This window comes from Corynebacterium kalinowskii, assembly GCF_009734385.1.
Taxonomy (GTDB): domain Bacteria; phylum Actinomycetota; class Actinomycetes; order Mycobacteriales; family Mycobacteriaceae; genus Corynebacterium; species Corynebacterium kalinowskii.
Window position 1 is genome coordinate 1105903 of record NZ_CP046452.1, and the last position, 26563, is coordinate 1132465.

The 26563-nt window shown below is 60.5% G+C and carries 26 protein-coding genes and 1 tRNA gene; 21 read left to right on the plus strand and 6 right to left on the minus strand.

From position 1 onward, the window contains the following. Window positions 1-20: 20 nt before the first annotated feature. The 11 genes from CKALI_RS05170 to CKALI_RS05220 all read left to right on the plus strand — a co-directional run bounded on the left by CKALI_RS05170 (window position 21) and on the right by CKALI_RS05220 (window position 10296). Entirely contained in the window at window positions 21-1007 is a 987-nt protein-coding gene (locus CKALI_RS05170; RefSeq protein WP_156192290.1) for an HAD-IIA family hydrolase, read from the plus strand. Then, window positions 998-1165: a hypothetical protein gene (locus CKALI_RS05175; protein WP_156192291.1), complete on the plus strand. Its 168-nt coding sequence runs from the start codon at window positions 998-1000 to the stop codon at window positions 1163-1165. The genes CKALI_RS05170 and CKALI_RS05175 overlap by 10 nt, the downstream gene beginning before the upstream one ends. Before the next feature lie 16 nt (window positions 1166-1181). Next, on the plus strand, window positions 1182-2003 hold the full coding sequence (locus tag CKALI_RS05180) for a TlyA family RNA methyltransferase (RefSeq protein ID WP_156192292.1): 822 nt from the start codon (window positions 1182-1184) through the stop codon (window positions 2001-2003). Next, complete coding sequence (locus tag CKALI_RS05185; RefSeq protein ID WP_156192293.1) at window positions 2003-2899, plus strand: NAD kinase; 897 nt, start codon at window positions 2003-2005, stop codon at window positions 2897-2899. Before CKALI_RS05180 ends, CKALI_RS05185 begins: the two co-directional genes overlap by 1 nt. Window positions 2900-2924: 25 nt before the next feature. Beyond that, complete coding sequence (recN, locus tag CKALI_RS05190) at window positions 2925-4640, plus strand: DNA repair protein RecN (protein ID WP_156192294.1); 1716 nt, start codon at window positions 2925-2927, stop codon at window positions 4638-4640. 49 nt (window positions 4641-4689) lie between these two features. Continuing rightward, entirely contained in the window at window positions 4690-5886 is a 1197-nt protein-coding gene (steA, locus tag CKALI_RS05195; RefSeq protein ID WP_156192295.1) for a putative cytokinetic ring protein SteA, read from the plus strand. 16 nt (window positions 5887-5902) lie between these two features. Then, complete coding sequence (locus CKALI_RS05200; protein WP_156192296.1) at window positions 5903-6847, plus strand: copper transporter; 945 nt, start codon at window positions 5903-5905, stop codon at window positions 6845-6847. A 5-nt stretch (window positions 6848-6852) separates the two neighbouring features. Further along, window positions 6853-7494, plus strand: coding sequence for an NUDIX domain-containing protein (locus CKALI_RS05205; RefSeq protein ID WP_156192297.1), 642 nt, complete (start codon window positions 6853-6855; stop codon window positions 7492-7494). Continuing rightward, a complete protein-coding gene (gene xerD, locus CKALI_RS05210; protein ID WP_156192298.1) occupies window positions 7491-8408 on the plus strand; it encodes a site-specific tyrosine recombinase XerD in 918 nt (305 codons plus the stop codon). The genes CKALI_RS05205 and xerD overlap by 4 nt, the downstream gene beginning before the upstream one ends. A 174-nt stretch (window positions 8409-8582) precedes the next feature. Beyond that, a complete protein-coding gene (locus CKALI_RS05215; RefSeq protein ID WP_156192299.1) occupies window positions 8583-9470 on the plus strand; it encodes a ParA family protein in 888 nt (295 codons plus the stop codon). Continuing rightward, window positions 9454-10296, plus strand: coding sequence for a segregation and condensation protein A (locus tag CKALI_RS05220; RefSeq protein WP_156192300.1), 843 nt, complete (start codon window positions 9454-9456; stop codon window positions 10294-10296). Before CKALI_RS05215 ends, CKALI_RS05220 begins: the two co-directional genes overlap by 17 nt. A 254-nt stretch (window positions 10297-10550) precedes the next feature. Here the strand turns inward: CKALI_RS05220 and CKALI_RS05225 are convergent, their stop codons facing one another. After that, window positions 10551-11060, minus strand: a complete 510-nt coding sequence (locus tag CKALI_RS05225; protein ID WP_156192301.1) for a hypothetical protein — start codon at window positions 11058-11060, stop codon at window positions 10551-10553. 181 nt (window positions 11061-11241) lie between these two features. Between CKALI_RS05225 and scpB the strand changes: the two genes are divergently transcribed. The 7 genes from scpB (at window position 11242) to CKALI_RS05260 (ending at window position 18794) form a co-directional block, all read left to right on the plus strand. Next, complete coding sequence (scpB, locus tag CKALI_RS05230) at window positions 11242-11787, plus strand: SMC-Scp complex subunit ScpB (protein WP_156192302.1); 546 nt, start codon at window positions 11242-11244, stop codon at window positions 11785-11787. Window positions 11788-11803: 16 nt separating this feature from the next. Next, window positions 11804-13093, plus strand: a complete 1290-nt coding sequence (locus CKALI_RS05235) for an adenosylmethionine--8-amino-7-oxononanoate transaminase (protein ID WP_407643760.1) — start codon at window positions 11804-11806, stop codon at window positions 13091-13093. Then, window positions 13090-13752 carry a dethiobiotin synthase gene (gene bioD / locus CKALI_RS05240; RefSeq protein ID WP_156192303.1) on the plus strand — a complete coding sequence of 221 codons (663 nt, stop codon included), beginning with the start codon at window positions 13090-13092 and terminating at the stop codon, window positions 13750-13752. Before CKALI_RS05235 ends, bioD begins: the two co-directional genes overlap by 4 nt. A gap of 51 nt (window positions 13753-13803) precedes the next feature. Next, the gene (locus CKALI_RS05245; protein ID WP_156192304.1) at window positions 13804-14733 is read left to right on the plus strand and encodes a pseudouridine synthase; all 930 of its coding nucleotides are present in this window, start codon (window positions 13804-13806) and stop codon (window positions 14731-14733) included. Beyond that, window positions 14733-15443 (plus strand): (d)CMP kinase, encoded by a 711-nt coding sequence (gene cmk, locus CKALI_RS05250; protein WP_156193663.1) that lies wholly within the window; start codon window positions 14733-14735, stop codon window positions 15441-15443. The genes CKALI_RS05245 and cmk overlap by 1 nt, the downstream gene beginning before the upstream one ends. A 4-nt stretch (window positions 15444-15447) precedes the next feature. Then, window positions 15448-17055, plus strand: coding sequence for a ribosome biogenesis GTPase Der (gene der / locus CKALI_RS05255; protein WP_156192305.1), 1608 nt, complete (start codon window positions 15448-15450; stop codon window positions 17053-17055). Window positions 17056-17567: 512 nt separating this feature from the next. Beyond that, entirely contained in the window at window positions 17568-18794 is a 1227-nt protein-coding gene (locus CKALI_RS05260) for a hypothetical protein (RefSeq protein WP_156192306.1), read from the plus strand. Here the strand turns inward: CKALI_RS05260 and CKALI_RS05265 are convergent. The 5 genes from CKALI_RS05265 to CKALI_RS05285 form a co-directional block, all read right to left on the minus strand. Further along, on the minus strand, window positions 18791-19555 hold the full coding sequence (locus tag CKALI_RS05265; protein WP_156192307.1) for a class I SAM-dependent methyltransferase: 765 nt from the start codon (window positions 19553-19555) through the stop codon (window positions 18791-18793). The two genes, CKALI_RS05260 and CKALI_RS05265, sit on opposite strands and share 4 nt — an antisense overlap. 534 nt (window positions 19556-20089) lie before the next feature. Next, a tRNA-Pro gene (locus CKALI_RS05270) sits at window positions 20090-20163 on the minus strand. A 61-nt stretch (window positions 20164-20224) separates the two neighbouring features. After that, window positions 20225-21169 (minus strand): TIGR00730 family Rossman fold protein, encoded by a 945-nt coding sequence (locus CKALI_RS05275; RefSeq protein WP_197079772.1) that lies wholly within the window; start codon window positions 21167-21169, stop codon window positions 20225-20227. Further along, a complete protein-coding gene (locus CKALI_RS05280; RefSeq protein WP_156192309.1) occupies window positions 21156-21539 on the minus strand; it encodes a YchJ family protein in 384 nt (127 codons plus the stop codon). The genes CKALI_RS05275 and CKALI_RS05280 overlap by 14 nt, the downstream gene beginning before the upstream one ends. Beyond that, complete coding sequence (locus CKALI_RS05285) at window positions 21536-22690, minus strand: bifunctional alpha/beta hydrolase/OsmC family protein (protein WP_156192310.1); 1155 nt, start codon at window positions 22688-22690, stop codon at window positions 21536-21538. Before CKALI_RS05285 ends, CKALI_RS05280 begins: the two co-directional genes overlap by 4 nt. Window positions 22691-22846: 156 nt before the next feature. Here CKALI_RS05285 and secA2 point away from each other — a divergent pair, with 156 nt between their 5' ends. The 3 genes from secA2 to ftsR all read left to right on the plus strand — a co-directional run bounded on the left by secA2 (window position 22847) and on the right by ftsR (window position 26563). Next, window positions 22847-25129, plus strand: a complete 2283-nt coding sequence (gene secA2 / locus CKALI_RS05290) for an accessory Sec system translocase SecA2 (RefSeq protein WP_156192311.1) — start codon at window positions 22847-22849, stop codon at window positions 25127-25129. A gap of 122 nt (window positions 25130-25251) precedes the next feature. After that, a complete protein-coding gene (gene odhI, locus CKALI_RS05295; RefSeq protein ID WP_156192312.1) occupies window positions 25252-25677 on the plus strand; it encodes an oxoglutarate dehydrogenase inhibitor Odhl in 426 nt (141 codons plus the stop codon). A 100-nt stretch (window positions 25678-25777) separates the two neighbouring features. After that, window positions 25778-26563 carry a transcriptional regulator FtsR gene (gene ftsR / locus CKALI_RS05300; RefSeq protein WP_231580538.1) on the plus strand — a complete coding sequence of 262 codons (786 nt, stop codon included), beginning with the start codon at window positions 25778-25780 and terminating at the stop codon, window positions 26561-26563.

A 26563-nucleotide genomic window follows, 5' to 3' on the forward strand; every position in this document is an offset into this window, starting at 1 on the left:
GGTGGGTTAAAGTTGGTGGCATGAACGTAGCCACCATGTACGATGCCTTGTTACTCGACCTTGACGGCACCATCTGGGAAGGTGGCCGAGCCATCACCCATGCCGTCGAAGCAGTGACGGACAGCGGCCTGCCCGCCATCTACGTCACAAACAACGCCTCCAAGGCGCCGGCTACCGTTGCGAATCAGCTAACTGACATGGGGTTGGCCACGGATCCTGAGCACGTGATGACCTCCGCACAGGCAGCTGTTTTGATGGCTCAGGAAGTGTGCGCACCAGGAGCGAAGGTTCTCGTGCTGGGCACGACCTCCTTCAAGGAGCTGGCCGCCGAAGCAGGTTTCCAGGTAGTCGAGTCTGCAGACGATCAGCCAGCCGCGGTATTGCACGGACACAACCCGGAGACCGGCTGGGCGCAGCTCTCAGAGGCCGCGCTATCAATCCGACAGGGCGCGGTGTACCTCGCCTCGAACTTGGACACGACGCTCCCTATGGAGCGCGGTCTGCACGTAGGTAACGGTTCCATGGTTGCGGCTGTCGTGAGCGCAACAGGAGTCACCCCACGTTCGGCAGGCAAACCCGAGCCGGAAATGTTCCGCCTGTCCGCCGACAAGATTGGTTCTAAGACTCCGTTGGCGGTGGGCGACAGGCTCGATACTGACATTGCTGGTGGAATCGCTGCCGGAATGGACTCACTCCAGGTGATCACCGGCGTGAGCGGTCATCGGGACATTCTCAATGCGCCTCCGCACCAGCGCACGACGCTCATCGCAGACGATATGCGTGGCCTGTTTGTTGAGCGTGACGAACTCCTGCCCGGTGCCCAAGGCGGATTCACGGCAACGCTCGACGGCACGACGCTCACCATCGATGGCGGCACTCCAGATAGCACCAGCATTCAGGCATTTCGTACCGCTCTCGGCGTTGTCTGGCAATTCGAGGACGCGCGCGTGGAAGAGATCGTTGGGGTATCGGACGTCGCAAAGCAGGCGGTAGCCACATGGCGGTAGGAGCCCCGATCCCTCGCGACCCACGCAAGCCCGCCACCACCCCGGAGGAGATCGATGACGCCGTGGCGCAGGTGCTGAGCGAGCCCACATCGACGCTCAAAGAAGAAGCAGAGGCCCTGGCGCGGGCCCACGACATCGTGCACAACGCGCTGCAATAAGGCAAAAGGACAGGTAATGGTAGCCAGGAGACGGCTCGATGCAGAGCTCGTACGTCGCAAAATCGCTCGCTCGCGGGAGCACGCCACGGAACTCATTCGTGGCAGGCACGTGTATGTCGCGGGCATTCTTGCGCTCAAACCCGCAACAGTGGTCGAGCCAGATGTCTCCATCCGCGTCGATGAAGCAGCAAACGACGATTGGGCATCCCGCGGCGCCCACAAACTACTCGGGGCGCTGGAAGCATTTGAACCGCATGGCCTGAGCCTTAAGGGAAAGAAAGTGCTGGACGCGGGTGCTTCTACCGGCGGCTTCACCGACGTCTGCCTGCGTCGCGACGCCCGCGAGGTAGTCTCCGTCGACGTCGGCTACGGCCAGCTCATCTGGCGCCTACAAAACGATGACCGCGTGCGCGTCGTCGACCGCACCAATATCCGCCACCTCACCCTCGAGCACACCGACGGCCCATGCGACGCGATGGTGGGCGACCTGTCGTTCATCTCGCTCGAGCTGGTGTTGCCGGCGATTGTGGCAGCGCTTAACGACGGCGCCGAGCTGCTTCCCATGGTCAAGCCCCAGTTTGAGGTCGGCAAGGATCGGCTTGGAAACGGAGGCGTGGTGCGCAGCCCAGAGCTGCGCGCAGAGGTGACGACGTCTGTGGCAATGGCAGCGCAGCAGCTCGGGCTGAGCCTCAAAGGGGTTGTGGCCTCGCCACTGCCGGGGCCATCGGGCAACGTTGAATACTTCTTGTGGCTGGTCAAAGACGGTGGCGCAGCTGCGCTATCGGAGGAAGAAGTGGCCGCGATGGTGGCGACCGCAGTTGAGGAAGGACCCCAATAATGCGTGAAGTTCTGCTCGTCCCGCACACCGGGCGCACCTCGAACTTGGAATCCGCCGCGGTTGCAGCTCGTCAGCTGCAAGACGCCGGCATTGCCGTGCGCTTGATGAGCGGCCCCAATGAAGACGCTATTAAGGGACATCCGGTGCTCTCCCAGTTCCCGCTCTTTGGGCACGTCGAGGCCGCCACCGCTGGTGTTGAGCTGGTGCTGGTGCTAGGCGGCGACGGTACATTCTTGCGTGCTGCCGACCTTGCACACAGCGCTGACCTGCCGGTCCTGGGCATCAACCTTGGGCACATCGGTTTCCTCGCCGAATGGGAGGCGGACTCCATGGAGGAGGCCATCGCCCGGGTGATCGCTAAGGACTACCGCGTGGAAGACCGGATGACGCTCAAAGTGGTCATTCGCGACGAAGATCGCAACGTCCTCGCCCGTGGTTGGGCGCTGAACGAGGTCAGCGTGGAAAACCTCAACCGTCGGGGCGTCCTCGATGCCACGCTGGAAGTGGATTCTCGCCCGGTGAGCAGCTTTGGCTGCGACGGCGTGCTAATCTCCACCCCGACTGGTTCGACCGCCTACGCTTTTTCCGCGGGTGGTCCGGTGCTGTGGCCCGAACTTGACGCGATCCTGGTGGTCCCCAACAACGCCCACGCGCTCTTTGCCAAGCCCCTCGTGGTCAGTCCACACTCTCGGGTGGCGGTGGAGTCCCATAATGCCCCGGCTGTCGCCATCATGGACGGGTTCCGTACCTGCGACCTGCCACCAGGCGCGCGCGTCGAGGTACTTCGTGGCGACCGTCCCGTGCGTTGGGTGCGCCTAGATAATCTGCCTTTCACCGACCGCCTCGTGCGCAAGTTCCGCCTGCCTGTCGACGGCTGGCGCGGCCCAGCCGCCTGACCGTGTTGGGCTAAGGTAGGAGACTATGCTCGGAGACATTGCAATCGAGAACTTAGGCGTGATTTCGTCCACCTCGCTTGAGTTTTCCCCAGGACTCACCGTCCTCACCGGCGAGACGGGTGCTGGCAAGACGATGGTCGTGACCGGTCTGCGACTGCTCAGCGGCGCCCGAGCCGATGCCTCCCGCGTGCGAACGGGCTCTGATCAAGCAGTGGTCGAGGGACGATTCTATGTCGACGATCTCAGCGAGTCTGCGCGCGCGACGATGGACGCAATTCTGTCCGAAACAGGTGCGCGTTCAGATGAAAATGGGGAAGTGATCGCCACTCGCGTGGTCAATTCCACGGGCCGGTCCAAGGCTCACCTCGGGGGACGTTCCGTCCCGGCTGCGACCTTGGGCGAGTTCTCCGCCGAAGTGCTCACCATTCACGGCCAAAACGACCAACTGAGGTTGCTCAGTCCGGTGGCTCAGTTGGAGGCATTGGACCGAGCAGAACCGAAAATCGCTGGACTACTTGCGTCTTATTCCGAAGCTTTCAAGACGTGGCGCGCGTTGGCCCGCGACTTCAAACAGCGCACGGAAAAACGCCGTGAACTGGCCCAAGAGATTGATCGCCTGAAGTTTGCGCTGGATGAAATCGACGCCATCGCTCCCGAGGCGGGGGAAGACGAAGAGCTCGTTCAGCTCATTCGCCGTCTCCAGGATGTAGATAGTCTGCGAGATCAGGCGCAGTCGGGCCTTTCCGCGATCGACGGCCTCGAAGATAGCGACACACAGGGTGCTATCGATCTCGTGGGAACAGCCGAGCACGCACTCACTGGGTCTGACGATCCCGCATTGGCGGAGCTAGGGCAGCGCCTGAGCGCGATTACAAGCGAGCTCAGCGACATCTCCCGCGAACTCAGCAGCTACCTTGAGGGGCTGCCCGCCGATCCGGCTGCGCTTGAGTCGAGTTTGCAACGCCAGCAGGAACTCAAGTCGCTGACCAGAAAGTACGCCCCGGATATCGCCGGTGTGTTGTCCTGGCGCGACAAAGCTGCCGCCAAATTGCTCAGCATTGATGTGTCCTCGGAGGCACTGGACAAGCTGAAGGCGGAGGTAGACCAGGCCAAGAAAACCATGCTGACCGCCGGTGCGCGTTTAACTAAAGCCCGCGCGAATGCAGCCAAGGATCTTGCTAAGCAGGTGACCACTGAAATCCAAGGCTTATCAATGCCAAAGGCACGGTTCGAGGTTTCCCTGAACCCTGTGAAGCCGAGTATCACAGGCATGGATGAGGTCGAGTTTCGGCTGGCAGGCGCCCCGGAGCTGGAGGCTCGGCCACTGGCGACCTCCGCCTCTGGCGGTGAGTTGTCCCGCGTGATGCTAGCCCTGGAAGTCATCCTCTCCGCGGGTACGAGTGGTGGCACGCTGGTCTTTGACGAAGTCGATGCCGGCGTTGGTGGCAGGGCTGCCGTTGAAATCGGGCGTCGCCTAGCCCGGCTGTCACAACGCGCACAGGTGATCGTCGTGACGCACCTGCCACAGGTGGCGGCCTACGCGGACACCCACCTCCACGTATCCAAAGAGGTCACCGATGCCACGCAGCGCTCCGGGGTGGAAACCCTCAAGGGGGATCGGCGCGTCGAGGAGCTCGCGCGCATGCTCGCGGGCCTAGATGACACCGATACCGGCCGCGCTCACGCCCAGGAGCTGCTGGAGCGGGCGAGCGCAGAGCGAAAGTCTATGGGGCAAAAATAATCGGCTCTCCCCGCGCGCCTGACCCAGCTCCAAGCGAGTTGCCACCACAATGGTGCGCATGAGTCTGTTTTCTCGCAACTCCGATCTGCCGGGCCTGACCGCCACGCTCCGCGACCTTTCCCTGGGTGCGAAGCGCGCAAAGAAGCTGAGCCAGGGCGACATCGCGTTGGTCGATGCGCCGGACATGGGCCGGGCATTTGCGCAGCAACTCGCTGACGCGCAGCCCGCCGCCGTCATCAACATGGCCCAGTTCACCACGGGCGCCATGCCGAATGTTGGCCCACAGATCCTCCTCGACGCCGGGGTCACCCTGGTCGAGGGCGTCGGCGAAAGCATCCGCGACCACGCCAAGGACGGCAAGAAGGTCCGCCTGACTGAGGATGGCCAGTTGTTCCTCGGTGAGCGCAGCATCGCCTCCGGCGCCGTCGTCACGCCCGAGTCCGCAGAGGCATCGTTCACCGACGCGCAGCAGACCTTGGTGGACCACATGGAGGCCTTCTTCGGCAACACCATCCAGTTCCTGCATTCCGAATCGCCCCTGCTTATCGACGGCCTCGGCATCCCCGACACCGGCGTCAACTTTGCCGATCGCAAGGTGCTCGTGCTCAGCCCAGGCCAGGGCCACCGCGATCAGCTGAAGCGACTCCGCAATTTCATCCGCGAATACGAACCAGTGTTGATCGGCGTGGATGGCGCGGCAGATACCTTGGTGGAGTCCGGTTACACGCCAGACCTCATCGTGGGCGATCCGTCCAACATCGGCAATGATGCGCTCCGTTCGGGCGCGAAGGTAGTGCTTCCGGCGGGCCCAGACGGGCATGCCCCAGGTTTGGAGCGCATCCAGGATCTTGGCATCGGCGCGATGACCTTCCCAGCGGCATCCGACTCGGCCACCGACCTTGCGCTGCTGCTGGCTGACTACCACCAGGCCTCCACGATCGTGGCCGCGGGTTCCAAGCTGGACCTGAGCGAGATTTTCGCCGGCGCTTCCTACGCAACGCCATCTGCGCTGCTCACCCGCACCAAGCTCGGCAGCAAGCTTATCGACGGCGATACCGTGGCCAACCTCTACACCGTCAACCGCAGTGGCGGTGCCAGCGGTTGGATCTGGGCACTGCTCGGCATCCTGGTAGCGATCGCTGTCATCCTCGCCATCGCGGGACTGAGTGGCAACGGCGCATTCGTGGACAACCTCATCGACACTTGGAACAACATTGCGGTGGAGTTCCAAGGGCTGTTTAAGTAGCGGCAGGAGAAGCTAAATGGCTAAGAAGAAGCGTCCAACTGGCACCGCTATCGCAGGTCTAGCATTCGGTATCGCACTGGGCACCGCTTTTGGTACCTATGTTTTGTCCCCGAACCTGCCAGGCGGGGCCAACGAGGAAAGCCACAAGGCTGTGGCTGAACTAGCTGAGGCCAAGTCCGAGGCCGCGATCAATGATGCCCAAGCCAGCGCGGCTGATTCCTACATTGCCGCTACAGCGGGTGACACTGTTTCGAATGCACTCAAAGATCGTCCGGTACTGATTTTCCGTACTGCGGATGCCAACGAGGACGATGTGAAGGCAGTGACCGAGCTGCGCACCAAGTCGGGTGCGAAGGATGCGGGCACTATCACGCTGACCGAGAAGTTCTTCTCCATGGACGGCGCCGATCCGCTCAAGTCTATCGTGGCTAACACGTTGCCTGCGGGCGCGCAGCTGTCTACCACCCAGCTTGACCCGGGCACTCACGCCGGCGAAGCCTTGGGCGCGGCGCTGCTGCTCAACAAGGACAACGGCGAGCCACTGGCCAGCACCGAAGACCGTGCACTGCTGCTTAAGGCGCTACGCGATGGCGGCTACATCAATTACCCAGATGGCACCGTCCTGCCAGCTCAGCTGGTTATCGTTATTACCGGCGACTCGGACGGCGTGGGCGATAAGAACTTCGCTGCCGTCCACCAAGCTACGTTTGCCAAGGCCCTGGATAAGAAGGCCAACGGGGTGGTCGTGGCAGGTCGCGTGAACACCGCCGCAGAAAACGGCGTGATTGGTCAGTTGCGCAAGGACGCTCAGTCTGGCGTTTCTACCGTGGATTCGGTGGACCGCGCTTTCGGCCAGATTGCCACTATCTTGGCCGGCCGGGAGCAGTTGGAGAACAAGCAGGGCGACTACGGCACCGCCAACGATGTCGACGCTGTCTCCCCAGGTAAGCCAAAGGACTAGTCGCCATGCACAACTTTGAGGTTCGTTCGTCGGAGTTGCTGCTGGATTCTCCGATTATCGCGGTGCGTCGCGACGCGGTAGTCATGCCAGGTGGCGAGGTGGCGAACCGGGAGATCGTCGAGCACTTCGGCGCCGTCGCGATCTTCGCCTTCGACGGCGAGAAGATCCCACTGGTGCGCCAGTACCGTCATTGCGTGAAGCAGCGTCTGTGGGAGCTGCCTGCCGGCATTCTCGATGTCGCGGACGAGGATCCTTTAGAGTGTGCCAAGCGTGAGCTGCAGGAAGAGACTGGACTGGCGGCCACCAACTGGTCCCTTATTGTAGACCTAGTCAGCAGTCCCGGCTTTTGCGAAGAATCCATTCGAGTATTCCTCGCTACCGACCTGTCCGAGGTTGAGCGCCCGGAGCCGGAGCACGAAGAGGCCGACATGCAGCTGGAATGGTTCACTTTGCAGGAGGCCGTGGACATGGTGCTGCGCGGAGAGATCGTCAACGGCATTGCCATCGCCGCGATCATGACCGGCGCTAGGCTCATCGAATCCGGGAATACCGGACGCTCCACCGATGAGCCGTTCGAGCTGCGCCCGACGTCGATGGCCGAGCGGCGCAAAGCTGCCGGCCTGCACGCCGACATGAAACGTCTATGAGTTCTTCCGCACGCGAGATAGCCGAGGAATGGCTCAGCCACCTCGCTGTGGAACGCGGGGCTTCGCCCAACACTCTTTCCAACTACCGACGCGACCTCGAGCGATACCTAACGTGGCTCGAGTCCATTGGCGTCTCTGACCTATCTGCAGTGACCTCTAACCAGTTGGAGGAGTATGTCGCTGACCTGCGGCGCGGGGATCCGTCGACGGGAAGGCGGCCGCTCGCGGCGTCGTCAAGCGCGCGTGCCCTCGTCGTGGCCCGCGGTTTGCACAAGTTCGCGGTGGCGGAAGGGACGCTGGCGGTGGATGTGGCGGCGTCGGTCTCGCCACCCGCAGCGGCCCAGCACCTGCCGGACACGCTCAGCATTGCCGAAGTGAGCGGGCTTATCGACGCCACCAGCACCGACACCCCCATTGGTCTGCGCGATAAGGCTCTGCTCGAATTGCTGTACGGCACAGGTGCCCGGATTTCGGAGGTGACTGGGCTGACTGTTGACGCAGTGCACGCCACCGAGGGGATGCTGACGGTGACGGGCAAGGGGGATAAGCAACGGTTGGTGCCGCTGGGGTCGATGGCTCGCAAGGCGGTGTCCGACTATTTGGTCCGGGGGAGGCCGGCGCTGTCTAAGGGGAAGACCCATGCGCTGCTGCTCAATAAGCGGGGCGGTCCGCTGTCTCGGCAAAGTGCGTGGGGGATTATCAAGGATGCCGCGGCTCGGGCGGGGATTGAGAAAGACATTTCGCCGCACACGCTGCGGCACTCGTTTGCGACTCACTTGCTTGAGGGCGGGGCGGACATTCGTGTGGTTCAGGAGCTGCTGGGGCATTCCTCGGTGACCACGACGCAGATTTACACCCATGTGACGGCGACGAATCTACGCGATGTGTGGCGGCAGTCGCACCCACGTGCTTGATAGCGGACTGCGAGCTTCGCGGTCCCAGTCAAGGGTGGGTGCTATACTCGGCGCGACGCGCGCTCAATACTGCCGTTTGGGATGCGGGGAATGTATCCTGGTAATCACAAGTATGTGATTTGTCGTGCAATGCAGTCGGCACCAACGGAAAAGTTAAGGAAGAAGGGTTGATTCATGGCGAACTCGAAGCAGGGTGGGACGTCCGCGCTGTTCGACGCCTCAGGGCCGGAGCTTGGCCTCACCGGGCGCCCGATCCGCGAACTTCCTGAACCAGCCCCGCTGGACACCCATGGTCCGGCAACTATCGTGGCGATGTGTAACCAAAAGGGTGGGGTGGGCAAGACGACGTCCACTATCAACCTAGGCGCCTGCCTCGCTGAGCTGGGTCGCAAGGTGCTGCTCGTAGACCTTGACCCGCAGGGTGCGCTTTCCGCGGGCCTGGGGGTGCGACACGACGAGCTCGATCTGACGATTTACAATTTGCTCGTCGATCACCACACCTCCATCTTCCACGCCATTCACAAGACAAACGTTTCTGGACTCGACTTGGTCCCGGCGAACATCGACCTCTCGGCAGCCGAGATCCAGCTGGTGAACGAAGTTGGCCGCGAGCAGACGCTGGCCCGCGTACTGCGCCCAGTGATGAAAGACTATGACTTCATTATCTTGGATTGTCAGCCATCCCTCGGCTTGCTCACCGTCAACGCGCTCGCTTGTGCCCACGGCGTGATCATCCCGATGGAGTGCGAGTACTTCTCCCTCCGCGGACTTGCTCTGCTCACGGACACCGTGGAGAAGGTGCGCGATCGTCTCAACTTCGACCTCGACGTGCTCGGCATTCTGGTGACCATGTTTGATCGCCGCACCTCGCACGCCCGCGAAGTGATGAACCGCGTGGTGGAAGTTTTTGGTGACCAGGTCTTTGACACCGTCATCACCCGCACCGTGCGTTTCCCCGAAACCTCTGTCGCGGGCGAGCCAATCATTTCTTGGGCACCGAAGTCTCAGGGCGCTGAGCAGTACCGCAACCTAGCCCGCGAAGTCATTGAGCGTACGGCCTAGGCTTTCGCCTCCGCTTCCCGACGGCGCAGCGGAGCAACCAGAAATCACGGGCTTTCAGGTTGCCCTGAAAAACTTTGAGGGTCCTTTTGACCTGCTCTTGCAGCTGATTTCAGTGAAGAAACTCGACGTCACCGAGGTGGCGCTGTCTCAAGTGACCGATGAGTTCATCGCTTACACTCGGGCCTTGGGGGAGACCGCGGACCTCGACGAAGTCACAGAGTTCCTGCTGGTCGCCTCCACTTTGCTAGACCTCAAGGCAGCTCGCCTCATCCCGCGTGGCGAAGTGGAGGATCAGGAAGATCTCGCGCTGCTGGAGACCCGCGACCTGCTCTTTGCCCGCCTGCTGCAATACAAGGCGTACAAGCAGGTGGCGGACATGTTGGCCGAGTGGCAGCGCCGCGCGCAACGACGCTACCCACGCGAAGTCTCGCTGGAGCCCCAGTTTGTGGACCTGCTGCCACCGGTGACCATCGGAAAGTCTCTGGCCCAGTTCGCCGAGATCGCTGCAGGTGCCTTCCGCCCCAAAGCCCCGGAGCTCGTGGGTACCGACCATATCCACCAGGTGGCGGTATCCGTACCGGAGCAGGCCGGAAAAGTGCTGGATACCCTGAGACTTGCGGGCAAGGACACCTGGCTCACCTTCGCCACGCTCACCCGCGACTGCACCCTCACCATGGAAAAGATCGGCCGATTTCTCGCCCTGCTCGAGCTGTACAAAGCACGCGCCATCGGAGTGGAACAGGAAGAATCACTCGGCGAACTACGCGTGGCGTGGACCGGCATCGATGTCGACCCCGCCGTGGTCGCCGCGGCGAATTGGGAGTAAAGACTGGCGGATGCGTTTTGTTTGCACCTTGCGCCTTTGATCATCTTGCTAGTAGCTCACTAATCAAGCGAACGAATTGTGACTTAATTTCGAGTCAGCTCAGCCGCAGCTCGTATTTTCCTCAACGATGAGTATCCCATTTAGCAAGCAAAACCATTCTTGCAAATGCATACCAGCGTTTCCATGGATCCCATTAGAGTTCTTATCGAACGAGAATAGATTGGATTAGATCTTTTCGTGCCAGCTGAGTTCTATCATTTAAAGGTTGAATCACAATGAAGAAACTCATCTTTACTTACGATCTTGTCTTTTCCAATTACCAGCTGACCCGGCTGCAGGCGACCTATGCTGTCACCAGTTGTCTCTGTATCGTAACTAATTGCGTCATGGCCGACTGCCTCAGCGCGGATACGGAGAGTTCTGGACCCAGATTCTGGAAGCACTTTCGGTGTCCCAGCCCAGTCTCCATTCAAGGAATTTGGGTCAAGAGTAAACGGTTCAGGATGCGATTTCGAAGATTCGGCAGCAAAGAAGAAGTTCTTCGGAGTGCTTTCTCCCATTTCTTCTTGCAACGCGTAAACGGTAACTCGGTTAATTGGGAGACCACACGGGTTGAAGGAGAGGAGTACTTGACCAGATTCATCCTTAGTGACGGCGACTTTTCCCACAAACTGTGTGTCTATGGCATTGCCGCACGCTACCAAAAGTACAGTCGACGCCAATGCAAATCCGAGAGTTTCGAGTTTTTTTAAGTAGCGTGTCATTGCTTGTCCTTTAAAGGAGATGGGCTCGAAGTTGGCAGTGGGATAACTGTTGCCTGGCAATGACTTTAAAGTATTGTGGAAAAAACTTTTTTTGATGTGGTGAAGTTGAATGCTCCAACAGGCTCGTTCGCCGGTTGACCGCGTGCAATAACTCAGGAGAGGCTGGGTAAACTTAACGCCTATGACCCTCCCCGCGATTTCCCAGCTCCGCTCTCAACTGGAGTCGATGCTCCTGGTTGTTGATTCTCCGATTACTACTTCGGTGTTGGCCAAGGTTCTTGAACAGGACGAGGCTTCTGTCAAAACAATCCTGCAGCAGTGGCAAAGTGAACTCGACGAGCGGGCCAGCGGCATTGAGCTGCGGGAATCGCCGGAGGGGTGGCGCTTGTACACCAGGAAAGAAAACGCTGGGGTCGTCGAAAAGCTCGTGCTCGATGGCAGCCAGACGAAGCTCTCGCGCGCGGCCCTGGAGACGCTCGCGGTGGTGGCATATCGCCAGCCCGTCACCCGTGCGCAGGTCGCGGCGGTGCGCGGTGTGAACGTGGATGGCGTGATGCGCACGCTGGAGCTGCGCGGGCTGATTCGTGAGGTGGAATCCGAGGGGCTGGCGAACCAGTACGAAACCACCGAGCTGTTCTTGGAGCTCATGGGCATCGATTCGCTGTCCAGGCTGCCAGATTTGGCCCCGCTGCTGCCCGATGTGGATTCTATCGACGAGGAATACTAGACTTGAACACCGTTCAATGAACGGAGTTCTCATGCGCCCAGAAGACATCGTCGCCTTCGACCAAGCCCACTTGTGGCACCCCTACGCGCCCACACCCGCGCCGATGGATCCGCTGCCGGTGGCGTCGGCAAGCGGCGTGCACCTCACGCTCACTGACGGCCGCAGGCTTATCGACGGCATGAGCTCCTGGTGGGCAGCCGCCCACGGCCACTCCCATCCAGCACTGGTGAGCGCTGCGCACGAGCAAATTGATCGGATGAGCCACGTCATGTTCGGCGGACTGACACACGAACCTGCCGTGAAGCTGGGGGAGCGACTGGTCAGGCTCACCGGGCTGGACAAGGTGTTTTATGCCGATTCCGGTTCTGTGTCCGTAGAAGTGGCAGTGAAGATGGCGCTGCAATACCAGCGCGGCATGGGACACCTTGAGCGAAACAAGCTGCTCACCTGGCGTGGCGGCTACCACGGGGATACCTTTGCACCGATGTCCGTGTGTGACCCGGAGGGCGGCATGCACGCGCTGTGGCGGGGGACCATCGCGGAGCAGAAATTCGCACCGGCGCCTCCTGCTGGCACTGATTTCAATGACTACATAGAAACTTTCGAGTCTTGCATCGACGAGACGGTCGCCGCTGTGATCATCGAGCCCGTGGTCCAGGGGGCCGGCGGCATGCGATTCCACTCCCCGGATTTAGTGGCGGAGATCAGGCAACTGTGCACCAAGCACGGCATCTTGTTCATAGCCGACGAAATCGCCACCGGCTTCGGGCGCACCGGCTCGATCTTCGCCTGCCAGGCGGCTGGGGTGAAGCCGGACATCATGTGCGTAGGCAAAGCCCTGACCGGCGGTTTCATGACCCTTGCTGCAACGCTCGCCACGAACGAGGTAGCCGAGGCGATCCAGACCCCGGAAGGCGGCGGCGCACTCATGCACGGCCCGACGTTTATGGGCAACCCGCTGGCTTGCGCGGTCGCCGACACAGCCGTGGAACTCATCGAGGCAGGGGACTGGCAGCACCAGGTCCCGCGCATCGAAGCAGAGCTCAGGGCCGGATTGGAGCCACTATCAGTAGATCCGCGCGTCGCCGAGGTTCGGGTATTGGGAGCCATCGGCGTGGTCGAAATGAAGCAGCCCGTTGATATGCGTGCAACTACCGAAGCGGCCGTTGCCGAGGGCGTGTGGCTGCGACCCTTCGGCAAGCTGATTTACTGCATGCCGCCGTTTATCAGCACCACTGAGCAGGTAACACAGATCTGCCGCGCCATCCGCGCCGCGGTCGAAGCCAACGAGGAGTACAAGAAGTGATTGTCATCATCACCGGCACGAACACTGACGTCGGCAAGACCGCCGTCACCGCTGCGCTGGCGTTAAGGCTCCAAACGGAAGGCTGGGATGTGATTCCAATTAAGCCTTTGCAGACTGGCGAACCGGATGGCGAGGGCGATGCTATGACCGTCAACGCCCTCACCGGGCTGGATACCTTTGAATTTGCGCGCTACCCGGAGCCCCTCGCCCCGAATCTGGCTGCGCGACGCGCTGGGCTGCCACAGGCGTCGATAAGCGAGGTGGCCGCGTGGGTGCGCGAGTTTGATGCACCAGGCCGCGTGGTGTTGGTTGAGGGCGCGGGTGGGTTGCTCGTGCGCCTTGCCGACGACTGGACCATCGCCGACCTCGCCGCGCACCTGCACGCCCCGATGATCGTGGTGACTTCGACAATTCTGGGCTCGCTTAATGTGGCGGAACTGACCGTCGAAGCAGCTCAGCGTAGGGGACTGGAGGTGCTGGGGCTCGTGGGTGGGCGCGTGCAGATTGAAAATGATCTCGCGGCGCAGCTGAACCTTTCCGAGCTCGCGGTAGTAACTGGTGTGCCTTACCTCGGATCCCTGCCCGAGGGTTGCCTGGACCGACTGCCGGAAGTGGCACAGACGCTGCAGCTGCCGGAATTGTTGCTGAAAGACGACTAAATCCGCTAGGCTCTGGGCGTAACTTCAAACTTCATAGATAGGACACATTTCGTGACCACACCCGCTCGCCGAGACGGCACACCGGATAAGAAAAGGCAGCCCCGCAAGGGTCCAAGCACCTCTTCTCGCCCGCGCCGTGGCGAAAATGCTACCCGTCAAACTGCCTCTGACATCTATGTCTCTAAGGCAAAACCATCCCGCCACCAGCACGTTTCCGATAATCACTCCTTCGGAACTGCTGAAGAGGGCGACGGTATTCGCCTCCAAAAAGTGCTCGCCCAAGCTGGCGTCGCTTCCCGTCGCATGGCGGAAAAACTGATCGATCAAGGCCGCGTTGAGGTCAACGGCAAGATCGTGATGACCCAGGGCATGCGCATCGACCCGGACACCGCCATCGTGCGCGTCGACGGCGTCCGCATCCGCATCAACGAGGACCTGCAGTACTTCGTGCTGAACAAGCCATTCGGCGTGCAGTCCACCATGAGCGATGACATGGGCCGCCCATGCATCGGCGACATCGTCGGCGAAAAGCTCGATGCCGGTCAGCGCCTCTTCCACGTTGGTCGCCTCGACGCCAACACCGAAGGCCTGATCCTGCTCACCAACGACGGCGAGCTGGCTAACCGCCTCATGCACCCTTCGTACGAGGTCAACAAGACCTACCTGGCCACCGTTATCGGTGAAATGCGCCCAGCCGACATCCGCACCCTGAAAAATGGCGTCGAGCTTGACGACGGCCCAGCCAAGGCCGACAGCGCCCAGATCATTGAGACCTGGCAGGGCAAGACCATCGTGCGTGTTGACATTCACGAAGGCCGCAAGCACATCGTCCGTCGCCTGCTCAAGGCCGCTGGATTCCCGGTCGAGCGCCTCGTGCGCACCAAGATCCACACTGTGCAGCTGGGCGAGCAGACCCCGGGTGCCATCCGCGCGCTGAATGACGCCGAGCTCGCTTCGCTCTACAAGGTGGTGGAGATGTGATGATCTCCAACATGCCTGAAGAGGGCCTCATCGTCGCCGTCGACGGTCCTTCGGGTGCTGGCAAGTCCACCGCGTGCCGCGCTGTTGCGCGCCAACTGGATGCAAAGTACCTGGACACCGGTGCTATGTACCGCGTCGCCACGTTGCACGTGCTGCGCAAAGGCATTGACCCTGCTGATGAAGCAGCCGTCGTTGCTGCCACTGCCGCATTGCCACTCCAGGTGAACGACGACCCAGCATCCACCGAGGTTTTGCTCTCCGGTGAGGACGTCTCCCGCGAGATTCGTGGTCCCGAAGTGACTAAGTACGTATCGCAGGTGTCGGCGTACCCGCAGGTCCGCGAAAACCTGGTCGCACTGCAGCGCGCATTGGCCGCTGAAGCGCATCGCTGCATCGTTGATGGCCGCGACATCGGCACCACTGTCCTGGTCACAGCGCCGGTGAAGATTTTCCTCACCGCTTCCGCCGAGGTTCGTGCCCGACGTCGCTACAACCAGGATGTTGCCGCCGGTCGTGCTGCTGACTTCGAGGCAGTGCTTGCCGACGTCGAACGCCGTGACGAACTTGATTCCACCCGCGCAGTGTCCCCACTGCGCCCTGCCGAGGACGCGACCATCGTGGATACCTCCGACATGTCATTCGACCAGGTCGTCGACTCACTCATTGAGCTGACGCGAGTGTCAGCATCCGCTGCACAGGAAGGGGCATAAACATATGAGCTCCAAGGATCATGAACTTCACGAAGAAAAAGAAACTACCTTCGTCTACCACACCCAAGGTGGCGAGATCGCTGCTGACAAGGCTTACTCTGATGACGAGGTCGTAGCTCCCGGCGGCGGATATGCCGCCTCCGACTTCGACGCTTCCGACTTCGGTTTCAAGCTCGATGAGGACTTTGACGAGTCCGAGTTCGGCGAGGCGGACTTCGGTGAGGATGACTTTGAAGACGACGAAGATTGGGAAGAAGTCGAGCGCGAATTCGGTCTCGCACCGACCTTCGAAGAGGAAAACCTCTGCACCGTCGCTATTGTTGGCCGGCCTAACGTAGGCAAGTCTTCGCTGACGAACCGCTTTCTGGCGCGTCGCGAAGCAGTGGTGGAAGACCACCCGGGCGTGACCCGTGACCGCATCTCCTACCTCGCCGAATGGACTGGCCAGCGCTTCTGGGTGCAGGACACCGGCGGCTGGGACCCTGACGCCAAGGGCATTCACGGCGCGATCGCTCGCCAGGCGGAGACAGCAATGGCGACTGCCGATGTGATCGTCATGGTCGTCGACGCCAAGGTCGGCATCACCGAAACTGACTCCGTCATGGCTTCCAACCTGCAGCGCGCCGATGTGCCCGTGATTCTGGTGGCCAACAAGGCTGACTCGGACAACATGATTGCCGATGTCGCCGAATTCTGGGGCCTTGGCCTCGGCGAGCCATTCCCAGTGTCTGCGCAGCACGGCCGCGGCGGCGCCGACGTCCTGGACAAAATCCTCGAGCTGTTCCCTGAGGAGCCTCGCCACCCATCGATCGTTCAGGGACCACGTCGCGTGGCGCTCGTCGGCCGACCAAACGTGGGCAAGTCTTCACTGCTGAACAAGATCTCCGGCGAGCAGCGCTCCGTGGTGGACAATGTCGCGGGCACCACAGTAGATCCGGTGGACTCCCTGGTCCAGCTCGACCAGAAGCTCTGGAAGTTCATTGACACCGCGGGCCTGCGCAAAAAGGTCAAGAACGCGCAGGGGCACGAGTACTACGCCTCGCTGCGCACCCGCGGCGTGATCGACGCTGCCGAGGTGTGCGTCATGCTTATCGACGCCTCCGAGCAAATCTCCGAGCAGGACCAGCGAGTCCTCTCGATGATCATTGATTCGGGCCGCGCTCTGGTCATCGCGTTCAACAAGTGGGACCTGGTGGACGAGGATCGACGCGAACTTCTCGACCGCGAAATCGACCTGCAGCTGGCGCACGTCCCGTGGGTAAAGCGCGTTAACATCTCTGCAGCCACCGGCCGCGCGTTGCAGCGCCTCGAGCCTGCGATGATCGAGGCACTGGAGTCTTGGGATCAGCGAGTGACTACGGGGCAGCTCAACAACTGGCTCCGCGCAGTTATCGCGCAGAATCCGCCACCGATGCGCGGCGGTCGCCTGCCTCGCGTACTCTTTGCCACCCAGGCATCGACTCGCCCGCCCGTGATCGTGCTGTTCACGACTGGCTTCCTGGATGCTGGTTACCGTCGTTACTTGGAGCGCAAGTTCCGCGAGACGTTCGGGTTCGAGGGCACGCCGGTGAAGATCGCTGTGCGTGTGCGTGAGAAGCGCGGAAAGAAGTAGTTCTTTCACTTTGTGTTGAACGAAGGTATCTGAGTACTGAAACGGGTAGCGATCATTCGGCTTGAATGATCGCTACCCGTTTTTCGTGTATTCGGCCAGCAAGCACGTTTGCTATCGACAAGATTCTTTTCGGTTTGAAAAATCGCTATTGGGTGACAGTCAACGAGCACGTGAGCATGGCATTAATCAAAAGGAGGCAAAGGCAAGTCTAAAAACTTGACCTACGACCAATTTGTGATCCTAATGAGACTTTTGATGAAGTTGCGACTAAAGTAGCCAGTGTTTTGTGTGTTTCACGTGAAACGCCTGGTCATATTGTGAGTATTGGTAAGAATACAACTCTGCAATCAGTCAAGTTCAATGGCTGGATAATGATTGTTTTGGGTGCAAAGTCACGAAATGGTAAAAAATTTTCGTGGTCGTGTTAACGAATCTGTAACCTCAGCGATCTTCTAGTTGTAAGCACAGCGAGACTTTGAAACTCGCACTCTGTAAAGCAAGAAAAGGTAAGAATGAACGTAGAACACTCCATGGCAACGTCGGCAGCTCGTCGACGCCCCTCCGTCGCCAAGCGCGGCGCCGGACTGGTGGGCCTAGCTGTTCTTCTCGCGACCGCAGCCGGTTGCGCAGTGAGCCAGGCGGATACGATTTCGCCTACGCAGCACCGCAACAACACGTCCATCTTCAGTGCAGTCGCCGGCGTCACCACTTCCGAGCTCACTTCTGCGTTCCCATCTACCACCTCAGCTCAGGTTGTTGACGGCACCGTAAAGCCAGCGGTTGACGGCCAGACGGAAGGCAGCCTTGCGGACCTATCGCAGAGCGCAGCGTGGTCGCTCACTCTCGACGAGAAGATTGACGGCATGCGTCTCGGCCCGATGTATGGCTCCGACTCTGTGGCACCGCTTCAGGTTGGCAACGTCATGCTCGTCGGCCTGCGTAGTTCTGTTCTCAACGAAGCCGGTACCGCTGCGTTTTCGATGACTGATGGCTCCCTGCTCTGGCAGGACCGCTCCCTGGAGTGTCAGCGTGTCGATCTCGGCGGCGCTGTGCCATGTCGTCAGAACGCGGGCGAGTGGGCTCCGTTCAACCCAGGTGCGGGCGCGTTCGGCCCAGCCCTCAACCCAGGTTTTGCTCCAGAAGCGTTTGGTTTCGCCGATGGCGTGCTTTACTCGGCTCGCACCAATGGTGCTGGCATGATCGAAGTTGCCGCCGGGACGGTAGAGAACCCTGCCGGGCTGTGGACCGTTGCGGTTCCGCGTTCCGCTGAAGCCATGATTCCGGGCGAAGGCGCTGCCATCCGCGTTGGCGACACTGTGAAGGTCACCATGGGGGCTGCCGAGATTGAGCTGACCAAGGACGGCGCTCCGCTGACTGCTACCGCGCAAGCTGCGCAGCCTGCCGACGGCGCCATGGTTGTCGATATCGAGCAGACCATTGGCGATACCCACATCGCCAACACTGTGGACGACCGCATCAGCTCGGGCACCTGGAGCATTCCATCTCGCGTGGTCTCCAAGAACACCGTCACCGACGGTGAGCGCCTCACCTATGTTGCCGGCGACGATGCCGATGGTTCCAACGTCATCCGCACCATCTCGCTGGTGGATGGCAAGACGGTGTCGGAGCATTCGGTCGTCGCTAATGCAGCAGAGCCACGCGACATTCAGAGCGCAGCGCGCGGCATTTTTGCCTTCGATAAGCAGTTCTCCCGCATCGCCTACTACCCCGCAGGCTAACGCTCGTAGCGAAACGCATCGCAGCGGTACGGCAGCTGGACCTCGAATTCCGGGGCAAAGCCAAGGTGCTCGTAGAGATACCAGGTCAGGTTTGAAGTCATCTTCTGCCTGACCTTTTCGCCATTTCGGAGCCAGTACGCGCGCGTCGCCATGAGCCGGAACAGGTCCTGCGCTTGCAGTTCTTGCTGCCACTCGGTCCGGATTTCGCGCGCGAGCGACCAAGGCAACGCCACCTCCGGATAGAATCCCGGCTTCTGGACATCTCCGGCATGCATAATTCGCGTCAGCCGATGCACCCACGGCACACGCACATCAAGGGTATTCCACATCAACACCAGCGGTCCGCCCGGCGCGATGATGCGATCCATCTCAGCGCTCGCCCGGGGTACATCCACCCAGTGCCATGTCTGTGCGCTCACTACTGCGGCGACCGAGGCGTCGGGGAGCGCGGTGTCCTCGGCGGTTGCCTGCCACGCGGGCACGCTTATCGACGCCCGCAGCTGCCCCAACATGTCCCGACTCGGATCCAGTGCCCAGACCTCGCCCTTGAGCTGTTCGGTCAGTTTTCCAGTGCCTGCACCGACATCGAGGATCGGTCCTTCTGGCCTGTGTTCTAGAAGTTCCAATGCCTCTGCGGGATACCCCGGCCTGATATCCGCATATGTGTCGGCACCCGCTTCAAAGGCTCTCGCTGCGACCCTGCGCTGCTGCTCAGTCTTAAACAGTGGCATGTCTCTTTGTGAGCGGGGCGGGGTAGTCATGTTAGTAGATTACTCGGTTTATTTTACGGAAAGACGACCTGTGGTTTCGAGATACCAGCGTTGCTAGGTTAGTTCAGATGTGCGTGTGATCTTTAGTGCTCGGTGGATCAAAGTGAATAGGGCTGAAATCAACACTGGACCACCTAAGTAGAGCAATATTCCGAGTGAGAACATGACGGGTTCCCCTGCGTCTTGAATCATGAAGTACGCACCTACCGGTGTCAGCACAGCACCAATTGCGAATAGTAGCCATTGAGTTCGGGTTTTCTCCGCGGAGAGAAATAAAGTGAGGACTGCTGCCAACACACTGCAAATGATGAGCAGGGCTAGCACTGTGAAGAGAACATCACTGGTACCCGGCTGCTTGAGGACAATGAACGCGATAAGGGCTAGTAATCCTTCGGCGAGCGGCATTCTTCTTTGCATAGGTATCAGGATACCCAGAGTGATCTCGAAATCTGACCGGTATCTCAGCAGGTACCTGCAATTACTTAGGCGTTTGTGTCGCGGAGAGACAGATTTCCGAATAATTTGTCGGGCTGACCGGATTTGAACCGACGACCCCTTCACCCCCAGTGAAGTGCGCTACCAAACTGCGCCACAGCCCGTCCGTCTTGCCTTAAAACAAGACTAGAAGCAGATTACAACACACGAAAATACGTGAAGAAATCAGCTCCACTTAGCGCGTGGCGGAGTCCAATTCTGGATCCGTCGCAGCAGCTCAGTGGGGTTATCGGCGACAATCAAGGCATCGACGAAGTTCGGGGCGATGAAGCCTTGGTCGCGCATCTTTTCCAGCATGTCCATCAGTGGTGCCCAAAAGTCGCGGCCGTACAGTGCGACGGGCATGTTGTGGATGCCGAGGATCTGCCAGACCCATGCCTCGAAAAGCTCTTCCAGGGTTCCGGCACCGCCAGGCATGGCAATGAAAGCATCGCCAAGTTCGGCCATGCGGCTCTTGCGCTCATGCATGGAGTTCACGACTTCCAATGACTGCACTCCATTGTGGGCAAGCTCCTTGTTCGCTAACCCCTCCGGAATGATTCCGTCTACATGACCGCCACCGGCTAGCACCGCGTCGGCGATGGTGCCCATCAGTCCGATTTTTCCGCCACCGTAGACCAGGCCAATCCCATGTGAAGCCAAAATCGACCCAAGCTCGGAAGCCATGGATGTGAAAGCCGGGGAGTTGCCCGATGCCGATCCGCAAAACACGGTTACTTTGCGCACAGCCGGTCGCAAAGTAGGAAACACTTCCTCGGCCAGCAGTGGTGCCAATGCGACATGAGAGGAGTCGGGGTCAACCCAAGCAATCTCATCGATCTCGGCGGCGGGCGATGGAGCGTCGAGAAGCGCGGCGGTGAATACTTCGGCCTCGACGGTGGCGCCTTCCTCGTTGGCTGCGGGCGCGGTGAAGGAGCCATAAGGGGCGAGCGAGGTGAGATGCACGCCGAGCTCTTCGTACGCCTCTCGGACAGCGGCATCAGCGAAAGTCTCGTCGGGCTCGGGCTTGCCACCTGGGAACATGAACAGGGAAGTCCCGCGTTTGCGCACGGTGAGGACTCGTCCGGTCTCGTCGCGGAGAATGACGGCCGCTACTTTAATGTTCTGCATGGTAGACCCATTTCCCATCAATGCGGACGAACGTGGAATGCTCGCGCTGGCTGCCGCGCTGCCCATCGACACGGTAGAACGCCTCAAAGTCAACTGCTCCGGTGCTGTCCAACGGCCCGCCGTCGGTGGTTTCGAGAATATCCAGGCGGTAGAACTCCAGCGGGATGTCGAAGCCGAGCTGGGAAGGCCGAGTGTCGGGGTGCCAGGTACGCAGCAGGTAGTCCTCATCGTGCGTGACGAAGGCCGTATAGCGCGAGCGCATCAATGCCTCAGCTGTGGGTGCGGGCTGCCCGCGGTGATAGCGACCGCAGCACTCGCCGTATGTGAAACCGGTGCCACAGGGGCAGCGGTCGGAGTCTGAAACGGTCACTGGATTTCGTCCCTGATGTCAGCTCCGAGCAGCTTTTCGACGCCACCGGTACCCACCGCGGCTGCCAGCAGGGCGCGCTCCTCGCCGGACAACTCTCCGACTAGTTTCACCGAACGCGTGATGGCGTCGCCGTCGAGGGATACGGTGACGTGGACGTCGTCAAGCGTGCGAATACGCTGTTCGGCAGCGGCGGCGCGCACCGCATTGTTCGTGTCCGTGGCCAGTGCAGACAACATGAGAGATAGAGGTGAGATGTCCAAGTCCTTGCCACCGTCGCTGCGTGGGACATCGGTAAACAGTTCCCGGCCGCCGGAGCGGACAACGGCGCTCATCTTGGTCGACTGCGTGGAGCGTGCCTCGGCGGTGGTCTCTGGAAGCTCGTTCGCTTCCACCGGAGGCAGATAGGTCTGGACCCAGGTGTAAATCACGCTGGCGGCGTGCTGTGCGGCGCCCTCGCGAGTCATGAGATGATCGGCCCGGTCGAGGGAGACCAGGGACTTCGGGTAGCGCGCTACCAGGTAGATCTTCTGCGCGGAATCGATGCCCACCGTCTGGTCGACCGGGGAGTGCAGGATGAGCAGTGGCTTGCGCATGAACCCGATGTAGGCCTCGGGATTGATATCAGCGAGGTCCTCCAGGTAGCTGCGGGAAATCGTCAGCTCACGCCCGCCGAGGGTGACGGGTACAGCGCCGGTCTCATCAACCTCGCCGATCTTGTCCGCAAAGTGCAGCACGGAGTGCGCAGGGTCAAACGGAGCGCCCATTGTCGCCACCGCGCGGATCGACGGCATATCCGTCGCAGCCTTAATAGCGACCGCGCCGCCGAGGGAATGCCCGATCAGCAGGGTTGGGGCTTCGTAGTTGTCGGCCAGCCACTGAGCTGCTGCCTTGAGGTCAGCGACATTCATACTGAAAGAGGAATTCGCGAAGTCTCCCTCAGACTGTCCGAGCCCCGGGTAGTCAAAGCGCAGGCAGGCGATGCCGTGCTCGGCCAGCCACTTGCAGGTACGAGCAGCGGCCGGGGTAAAGCGGCTGCCGGCGAAACAGTGGGAGAACAGTGCCCACGCACGGGGTTTGGTTTCGGGCAGGTCAATCGTTCCAGCAAGGGTGTAACCGGCGCTGCTGGGGAAGGTCACACTGATCGAATGCACTGGGTTTCTCCCTTTGGGTGAGGGGCAAGAATGGGGCAACGACAGCAATCCTAACGAATGTTGAATCAGTGCGTTTGAATGCGACCGGCTTACCCAAGTGCAATGAGCGGGCGCGATACAGTGGGAGGAATAAGCAGCAGGAAAGAAGGTCATCTGATGGATTGGTTGTGGAAGGCGCTCGGCGGAAAGTCGGGTCGAAATCAAAAGCGCAGTCAGGCGATTGTCGATCGTGCGCAAGCCGCGACGGACGAACTCGGCCAGCTCAGTGACGCCGAACTCGCCCAGCGTGCGCGCGACGTTACCGCTGGCAGTGCGCTGCAAGACCCAGCTGAGTTCCTTGCCATCCTGGGGATCGCGACCAAGCGGACGCTCGGCATCGAGCCGTTCGCGGTGCAGTCCCAGGCCACGCTGCGCCTTCTCGAAGGCGACGTCGTGCACATGGCCACCGGTGAAGGTAAGACACTGGTCGGTGCGATGGCCGCCACCGGCTATGCCCTCATGGGCAAAAGCGTGCATGCCATCACTGTGAATGACTACCTTGCCCATCGCGATGCGGAATGGAACCGACCCCTCGTCGAGTTTTTCGGACTGACGGTCGCCAGCATCACGGAGGCGATGGATGCGACTGCGCGTCGAGAAGCTTATGCCTGCGACATTGTGTACGGGCCGGTCAACGAGATCGGCTTCGACGTGCTGCGCGACCAGCTCATTACCTCCCGCGACCAGGCAGTACAGCACGGCGCGGACGTCGCGATCGTGGACGAAGCCGACTCCGTGCTCGTCGACGAAGCCCTGGTTCCTCTGGTGTTGGCAGGCGCTGAACCAGGCACTGCACCGACGGGACAGATTACCCAGGTGGTGCGCACTTTAGTAGAAAAACGCGACTTCACCATCGATTCGGATGGCCGCAACGCCTTCCTCACCGACGATGGAGCGCACCGGGTGGAAAAGGCCCTGGGCATCGCCTCGCTTTTCGACGACGAGCACGTCGGCACCACGCTGGTCCAAGTCAATCTCGCCTTGCACGCCCGCGCGCTGCTCATTCGCGATGTCCACTACATTGTCCGCGACGGCAAAGTCCAGCTGATCGATGCCTCCAAGGGGCGTGTTGCCGACCTGCAGCGCTGGCCCGATGGCATCCAAGCGGCCGTGGAGGCTAAAGAGGGCCTGGTGGTCACCGACGGTGGCCGCATTCTGGATTCCCTGACTTTGCAGGCACTCATGGGGCGCTATCCACTGGTGTGCGGCATGACCGGCACCGCCGTGGAAGCCACTGACCAGCTGCGCCAGTTCTACGGCCTGCGGGTGTCCGTGATCGAGCGCAACCGCGAGCTCCGTCGCTTTGATGAAGCCGACCGCATTTACGCCACGGCTGAAGACAAGCAGCGCGCTATCGTTGCGGAGATCGCTGCGCTGCGTGAAACGGGACGACCCGTCTTGGTGGGCACCCACGACGTTGCCGAATCGGAAGCCCTGGCGGACGCGCTCACCGAGCTCGGCATTGAAACTACGGTGCTCAATGCAAAGAACGACGCGGAAGAGGCCCGGATCATTGCCGAAGCCGGCGATATCGGGCGAGTGACTGTGTCCACCCAGATGGCTGGTCGTGGCACGGACATCCGCCTCGGCGGCGCCGACGAAGCCGATCGCGACCAGGCAGTTGCTCTGGGTGGCCTCGCTGTGATTGGCACCGGACGCCACAAGTCCTCCCGCTTGGACAATCAGCTGCGCGGTCGCACTGGTCGCCAGGGGGATCCCGGTAGTTCGGTTTTCTTCGTCTCGCTCGAGGACGATGTCGTCGTCTCTGGTGGCGAAGGGGAGAACCACACTTTTACCCCGGACGCATCGGGGCGCATTGATTCCAAGCGCGCCCAGCAATTTGTGGACCACTGCCAGCGCGTCACTGAAGGCCAACTGCTGGAAATCCACGCCCAGACCTGGAAATACAACAAGCTCATCTCCGACCAGCGCACCATCATCGATGAACGCCGCAGCGCACTTCTGGACACCCCGCGCGCCTGGGAAGAGCTCAGTGCCCGTAGCCCGGAGCGCGCGGCTCAGCTGGCCGAGCTGCCTCAGCACGTGGTGGAGCAGGCAGCCCGCGACATCATGTTGTACCACCTCGATCGTGGGTGGAGCGACCACCTCGCCCTGCTCGACGATGTTCGCGAGTCCATCCACCTGCGCGCCATCGCCCGCGAAACCCCGCTCGACGAGTTCCACCGCATCGCCGTCACGGAGTTCAAGACGCTGGCACAAGAGGCCGTTGACCAGGCCGTAGCTACCTTTGAGAGCGTGCTTATCGACGGCTCCGGCGCCCACCTGGACGATGCGGGCTTGGCCCGCCCGTCCGCGACGTGGACGTACATGGTGGGGGACAACCCGCTTGCCGAATCGGGAAATTCCTTGATCAATGGCATCGGGGCAATGTTCCGATAAGCAGCGGGTATCCAATTCGTTAGCTAAAACTAGGGGCAGATGGTGCACTTGGTGCAGTAACTACCGCTATGATGGAGCCATTACTTAGATGGTGTACTTCGAAACCAGGAGGTTTAGAAATAATGAGCGACAACACCGGGATTCCTGACGCACAAGTCGAGACCACCTCTGTTTTCCGTGCTGATCTGCTGAAGGAAATGGAATCCGGCACGACCTCCCCGGTAGCAGGTAATGACAATCTGCCTGCTGGTGCAGCTCTGCTGGTGGTCAAGCGTGGCCCAAACGCTGGCTCCCGCTTCCTGCTCGACCAGGAAACCACGACGGCTGGTCGTCACCCGGAGTCTGACATCTTCCTGGATGATGTCACCGTGTCCCGTCGCCACGCTGAGTTCCGCATGAACGATGGCGAGTTTGAGGTCGTTGATGTCGGATCCCTGAACGGCACTTACGTCAACCGTGAGCCAAAGAACTCCCAGGTTCTATCCACCGGTGACGAGGTTCAGATCGGCAAGTTCCGCCTGGTCTTCCTCGCTGGCCCAAAGGCCTAATCTCTCCCGATTCGACGCACCAAGAGCGCTTTATGTAGTCTTTGGTGCGTCTATATCCTATTGCCCGGTTGTTCCTCCTAGTTTCGAAGAGAAGTGAAGCGTGAGCGCTGTTCCTAAATCAGCTTCGTCTCCATCTGCGGTACAGACTCAAAAGGTGAAAGCCCCGCGGATTTCCGCTGCCAAGTCGCCTGCCAAAAAAGCTCCAAAAACCATGTCCATTGGCGTGGTTTTGGATCGTTTGCAGCAGGAGTTCGACGACATCACCGTGTCCAAGATTCGCTTCTTGGAGTCCGAGGGGTTGGTGTCGCCACAGCGCACCGCCTCTGGCTACCGACGCTTCACTGAGGCAGACGTTGAGCGTCTGCGCTACATTCTAATCACGCAGCGTGACAACTACCTACCGCTGAAGGTCATCCGGGAACAGCTCGAGGCAATGGACAACGGCACCGTCACGACGATGCTGTCTGCCAAGGAAGCCAGCCCCATCATCAGCCCGGATAATTTCCGTGCCCCTACGGCAGCTCGTCTGACGAGCGATGATGTTGCGCAGCAAGCCGGTGTGACTCCCGAGGCTGTGGCGCTGTTGGCATCCGCAGGCCTGATCCATGGCGATCGTTCTGGCTTTTTCACTGCCGATGACGTTCGGGTTGTGTCCACTTGTGTCGCCCTGGAGGAATTCGGCTTCGACGTGCGCCAGCTCCGCTCTTTGCGCAACACCGCGCTGCGCCAGGCTGACCTAATCGGTCAGGTAGCCGGGCCAGTGGCATTGTCCAAGAGTGATACTGCCCGCGAGCGCGCCACTGAGCTGTCTCAGCAAATGACGGCGCTCGTGGTGTCCCTGCATGCCTCTCTGGTGAAGAGCGCTCTGCGCGATCAGCTCGGATAA

What these genes read in the sequence shown, in the direction of transcription:
- CKALI_RS05170 (WP_156192290.1), top strand. Translation starts at nt 21, where the DNA reads ATGAACGTAGCCACCATGTACGATGCCTTGTTACTCGACCTTGACGGC.
- CKALI_RS05175 (WP_156192291.1), top strand. Translation starts at nt 998, where the DNA reads ATGGCGGTAGGAGCCCCGATCCCTCGCGACCCACGCAAGCCCGCCACC.
- CKALI_RS05180 (WP_156192292.1), top strand. Translation starts at nt 1,182, where the DNA reads ATGGTAGCCAGGAGACGGCTCGATGCAGAGCTCGTACGTCGCAAAATC.
- CKALI_RS05185 (WP_156192293.1), top strand. Translation starts at nt 2,003, where the DNA reads ATGCGTGAAGTTCTGCTCGTCCCGCACACCGGGCGCACCTCGAACTTG.
- recN (WP_156192294.1), top strand. Translation starts at nt 2,925, where the DNA reads ATGCTCGGAGACATTGCAATCGAGAACTTAGGCGTGATTTCGTCCACC.
- steA (WP_156192295.1), top strand. Translation starts at nt 4,690, where the DNA reads ATGGTGCGCATGAGTCTGTTTTCTCGCAACTCCGATCTGCCGGGCCTG.
- CKALI_RS05200 (WP_156192296.1), top strand. Translation starts at nt 5,903, where the DNA reads ATGGCTAAGAAGAAGCGTCCAACTGGCACCGCTATCGCAGGTCTAGCA.
- CKALI_RS05205 (WP_156192297.1), top strand. Translation starts at nt 6,853, where the DNA reads ATGCACAACTTTGAGGTTCGTTCGTCGGAGTTGCTGCTGGATTCTCCG.
- xerD (WP_156192298.1), top strand. Translation starts at nt 7,491, where the DNA reads ATGAGTTCTTCCGCACGCGAGATAGCCGAGGAATGGCTCAGCCACCTC.
- CKALI_RS05215 (WP_156192299.1), top strand. Translation starts at nt 8,583, where the DNA reads ATGGCGAACTCGAAGCAGGGTGGGACGTCCGCGCTGTTCGACGCCTCA.
- CKALI_RS05225 (WP_156192301.1), bottom strand. Translation starts at nt 11,060, where the DNA reads ATGACACGCTACTTAAAAAAACTCGAAACTCTCGGATTTGCATTGGCG.
- scpB (WP_156192302.1), top strand. Translation starts at nt 11,242, where the DNA reads ATGACCCTCCCCGCGATTTCCCAGCTCCGCTCTCAACTGGAGTCGATG.
- CKALI_RS05235 (WP_407643760.1), top strand. Translation starts at nt 11,804, where the DNA reads ATGAACGGAGTTCTCATGCGCCCAGAAGACATCGTCGCCTTCGACCAA.
- cmk (WP_156193663.1), top strand. Translation starts at nt 14,733, where the DNA reads ATGATCTCCAACATGCCTGAAGAGGGCCTCATCGTCGCCGTCGACGGT.
- der (WP_156192305.1), top strand. Translation starts at nt 15,448, where the DNA reads ATGAGCTCCAAGGATCATGAACTTCACGAAGAAAAAGAAACTACCTTC.
- CKALI_RS05260 (WP_156192306.1), top strand. Translation starts at nt 17,568, where the DNA reads ATGAACGTAGAACACTCCATGGCAACGTCGGCAGCTCGTCGACGCCCC.
- CKALI_RS05265 (WP_156192307.1), bottom strand. Translation starts at nt 19,555, where the DNA reads ATGACTACCCCGCCCCGCTCACAAAGAGACATGCCACTGTTTAAGACT.
- CKALI_RS05275 (WP_197079772.1), bottom strand. Translation starts at nt 21,169, where the DNA reads ATGCAGAACATTAAAGTAGCGGCCGTCATTCTCCGCGACGAGACCGGA.
- secA2 (WP_156192311.1), top strand. Translation starts at nt 22,847, where the DNA reads ATGGATTGGTTGTGGAAGGCGCTCGGCGGAAAGTCGGGTCGAAATCAA.
- odhI (WP_156192312.1), top strand. Translation starts at nt 25,252, where the DNA reads ATGAGCGACAACACCGGGATTCCTGACGCACAAGTCGAGACCACCTCT.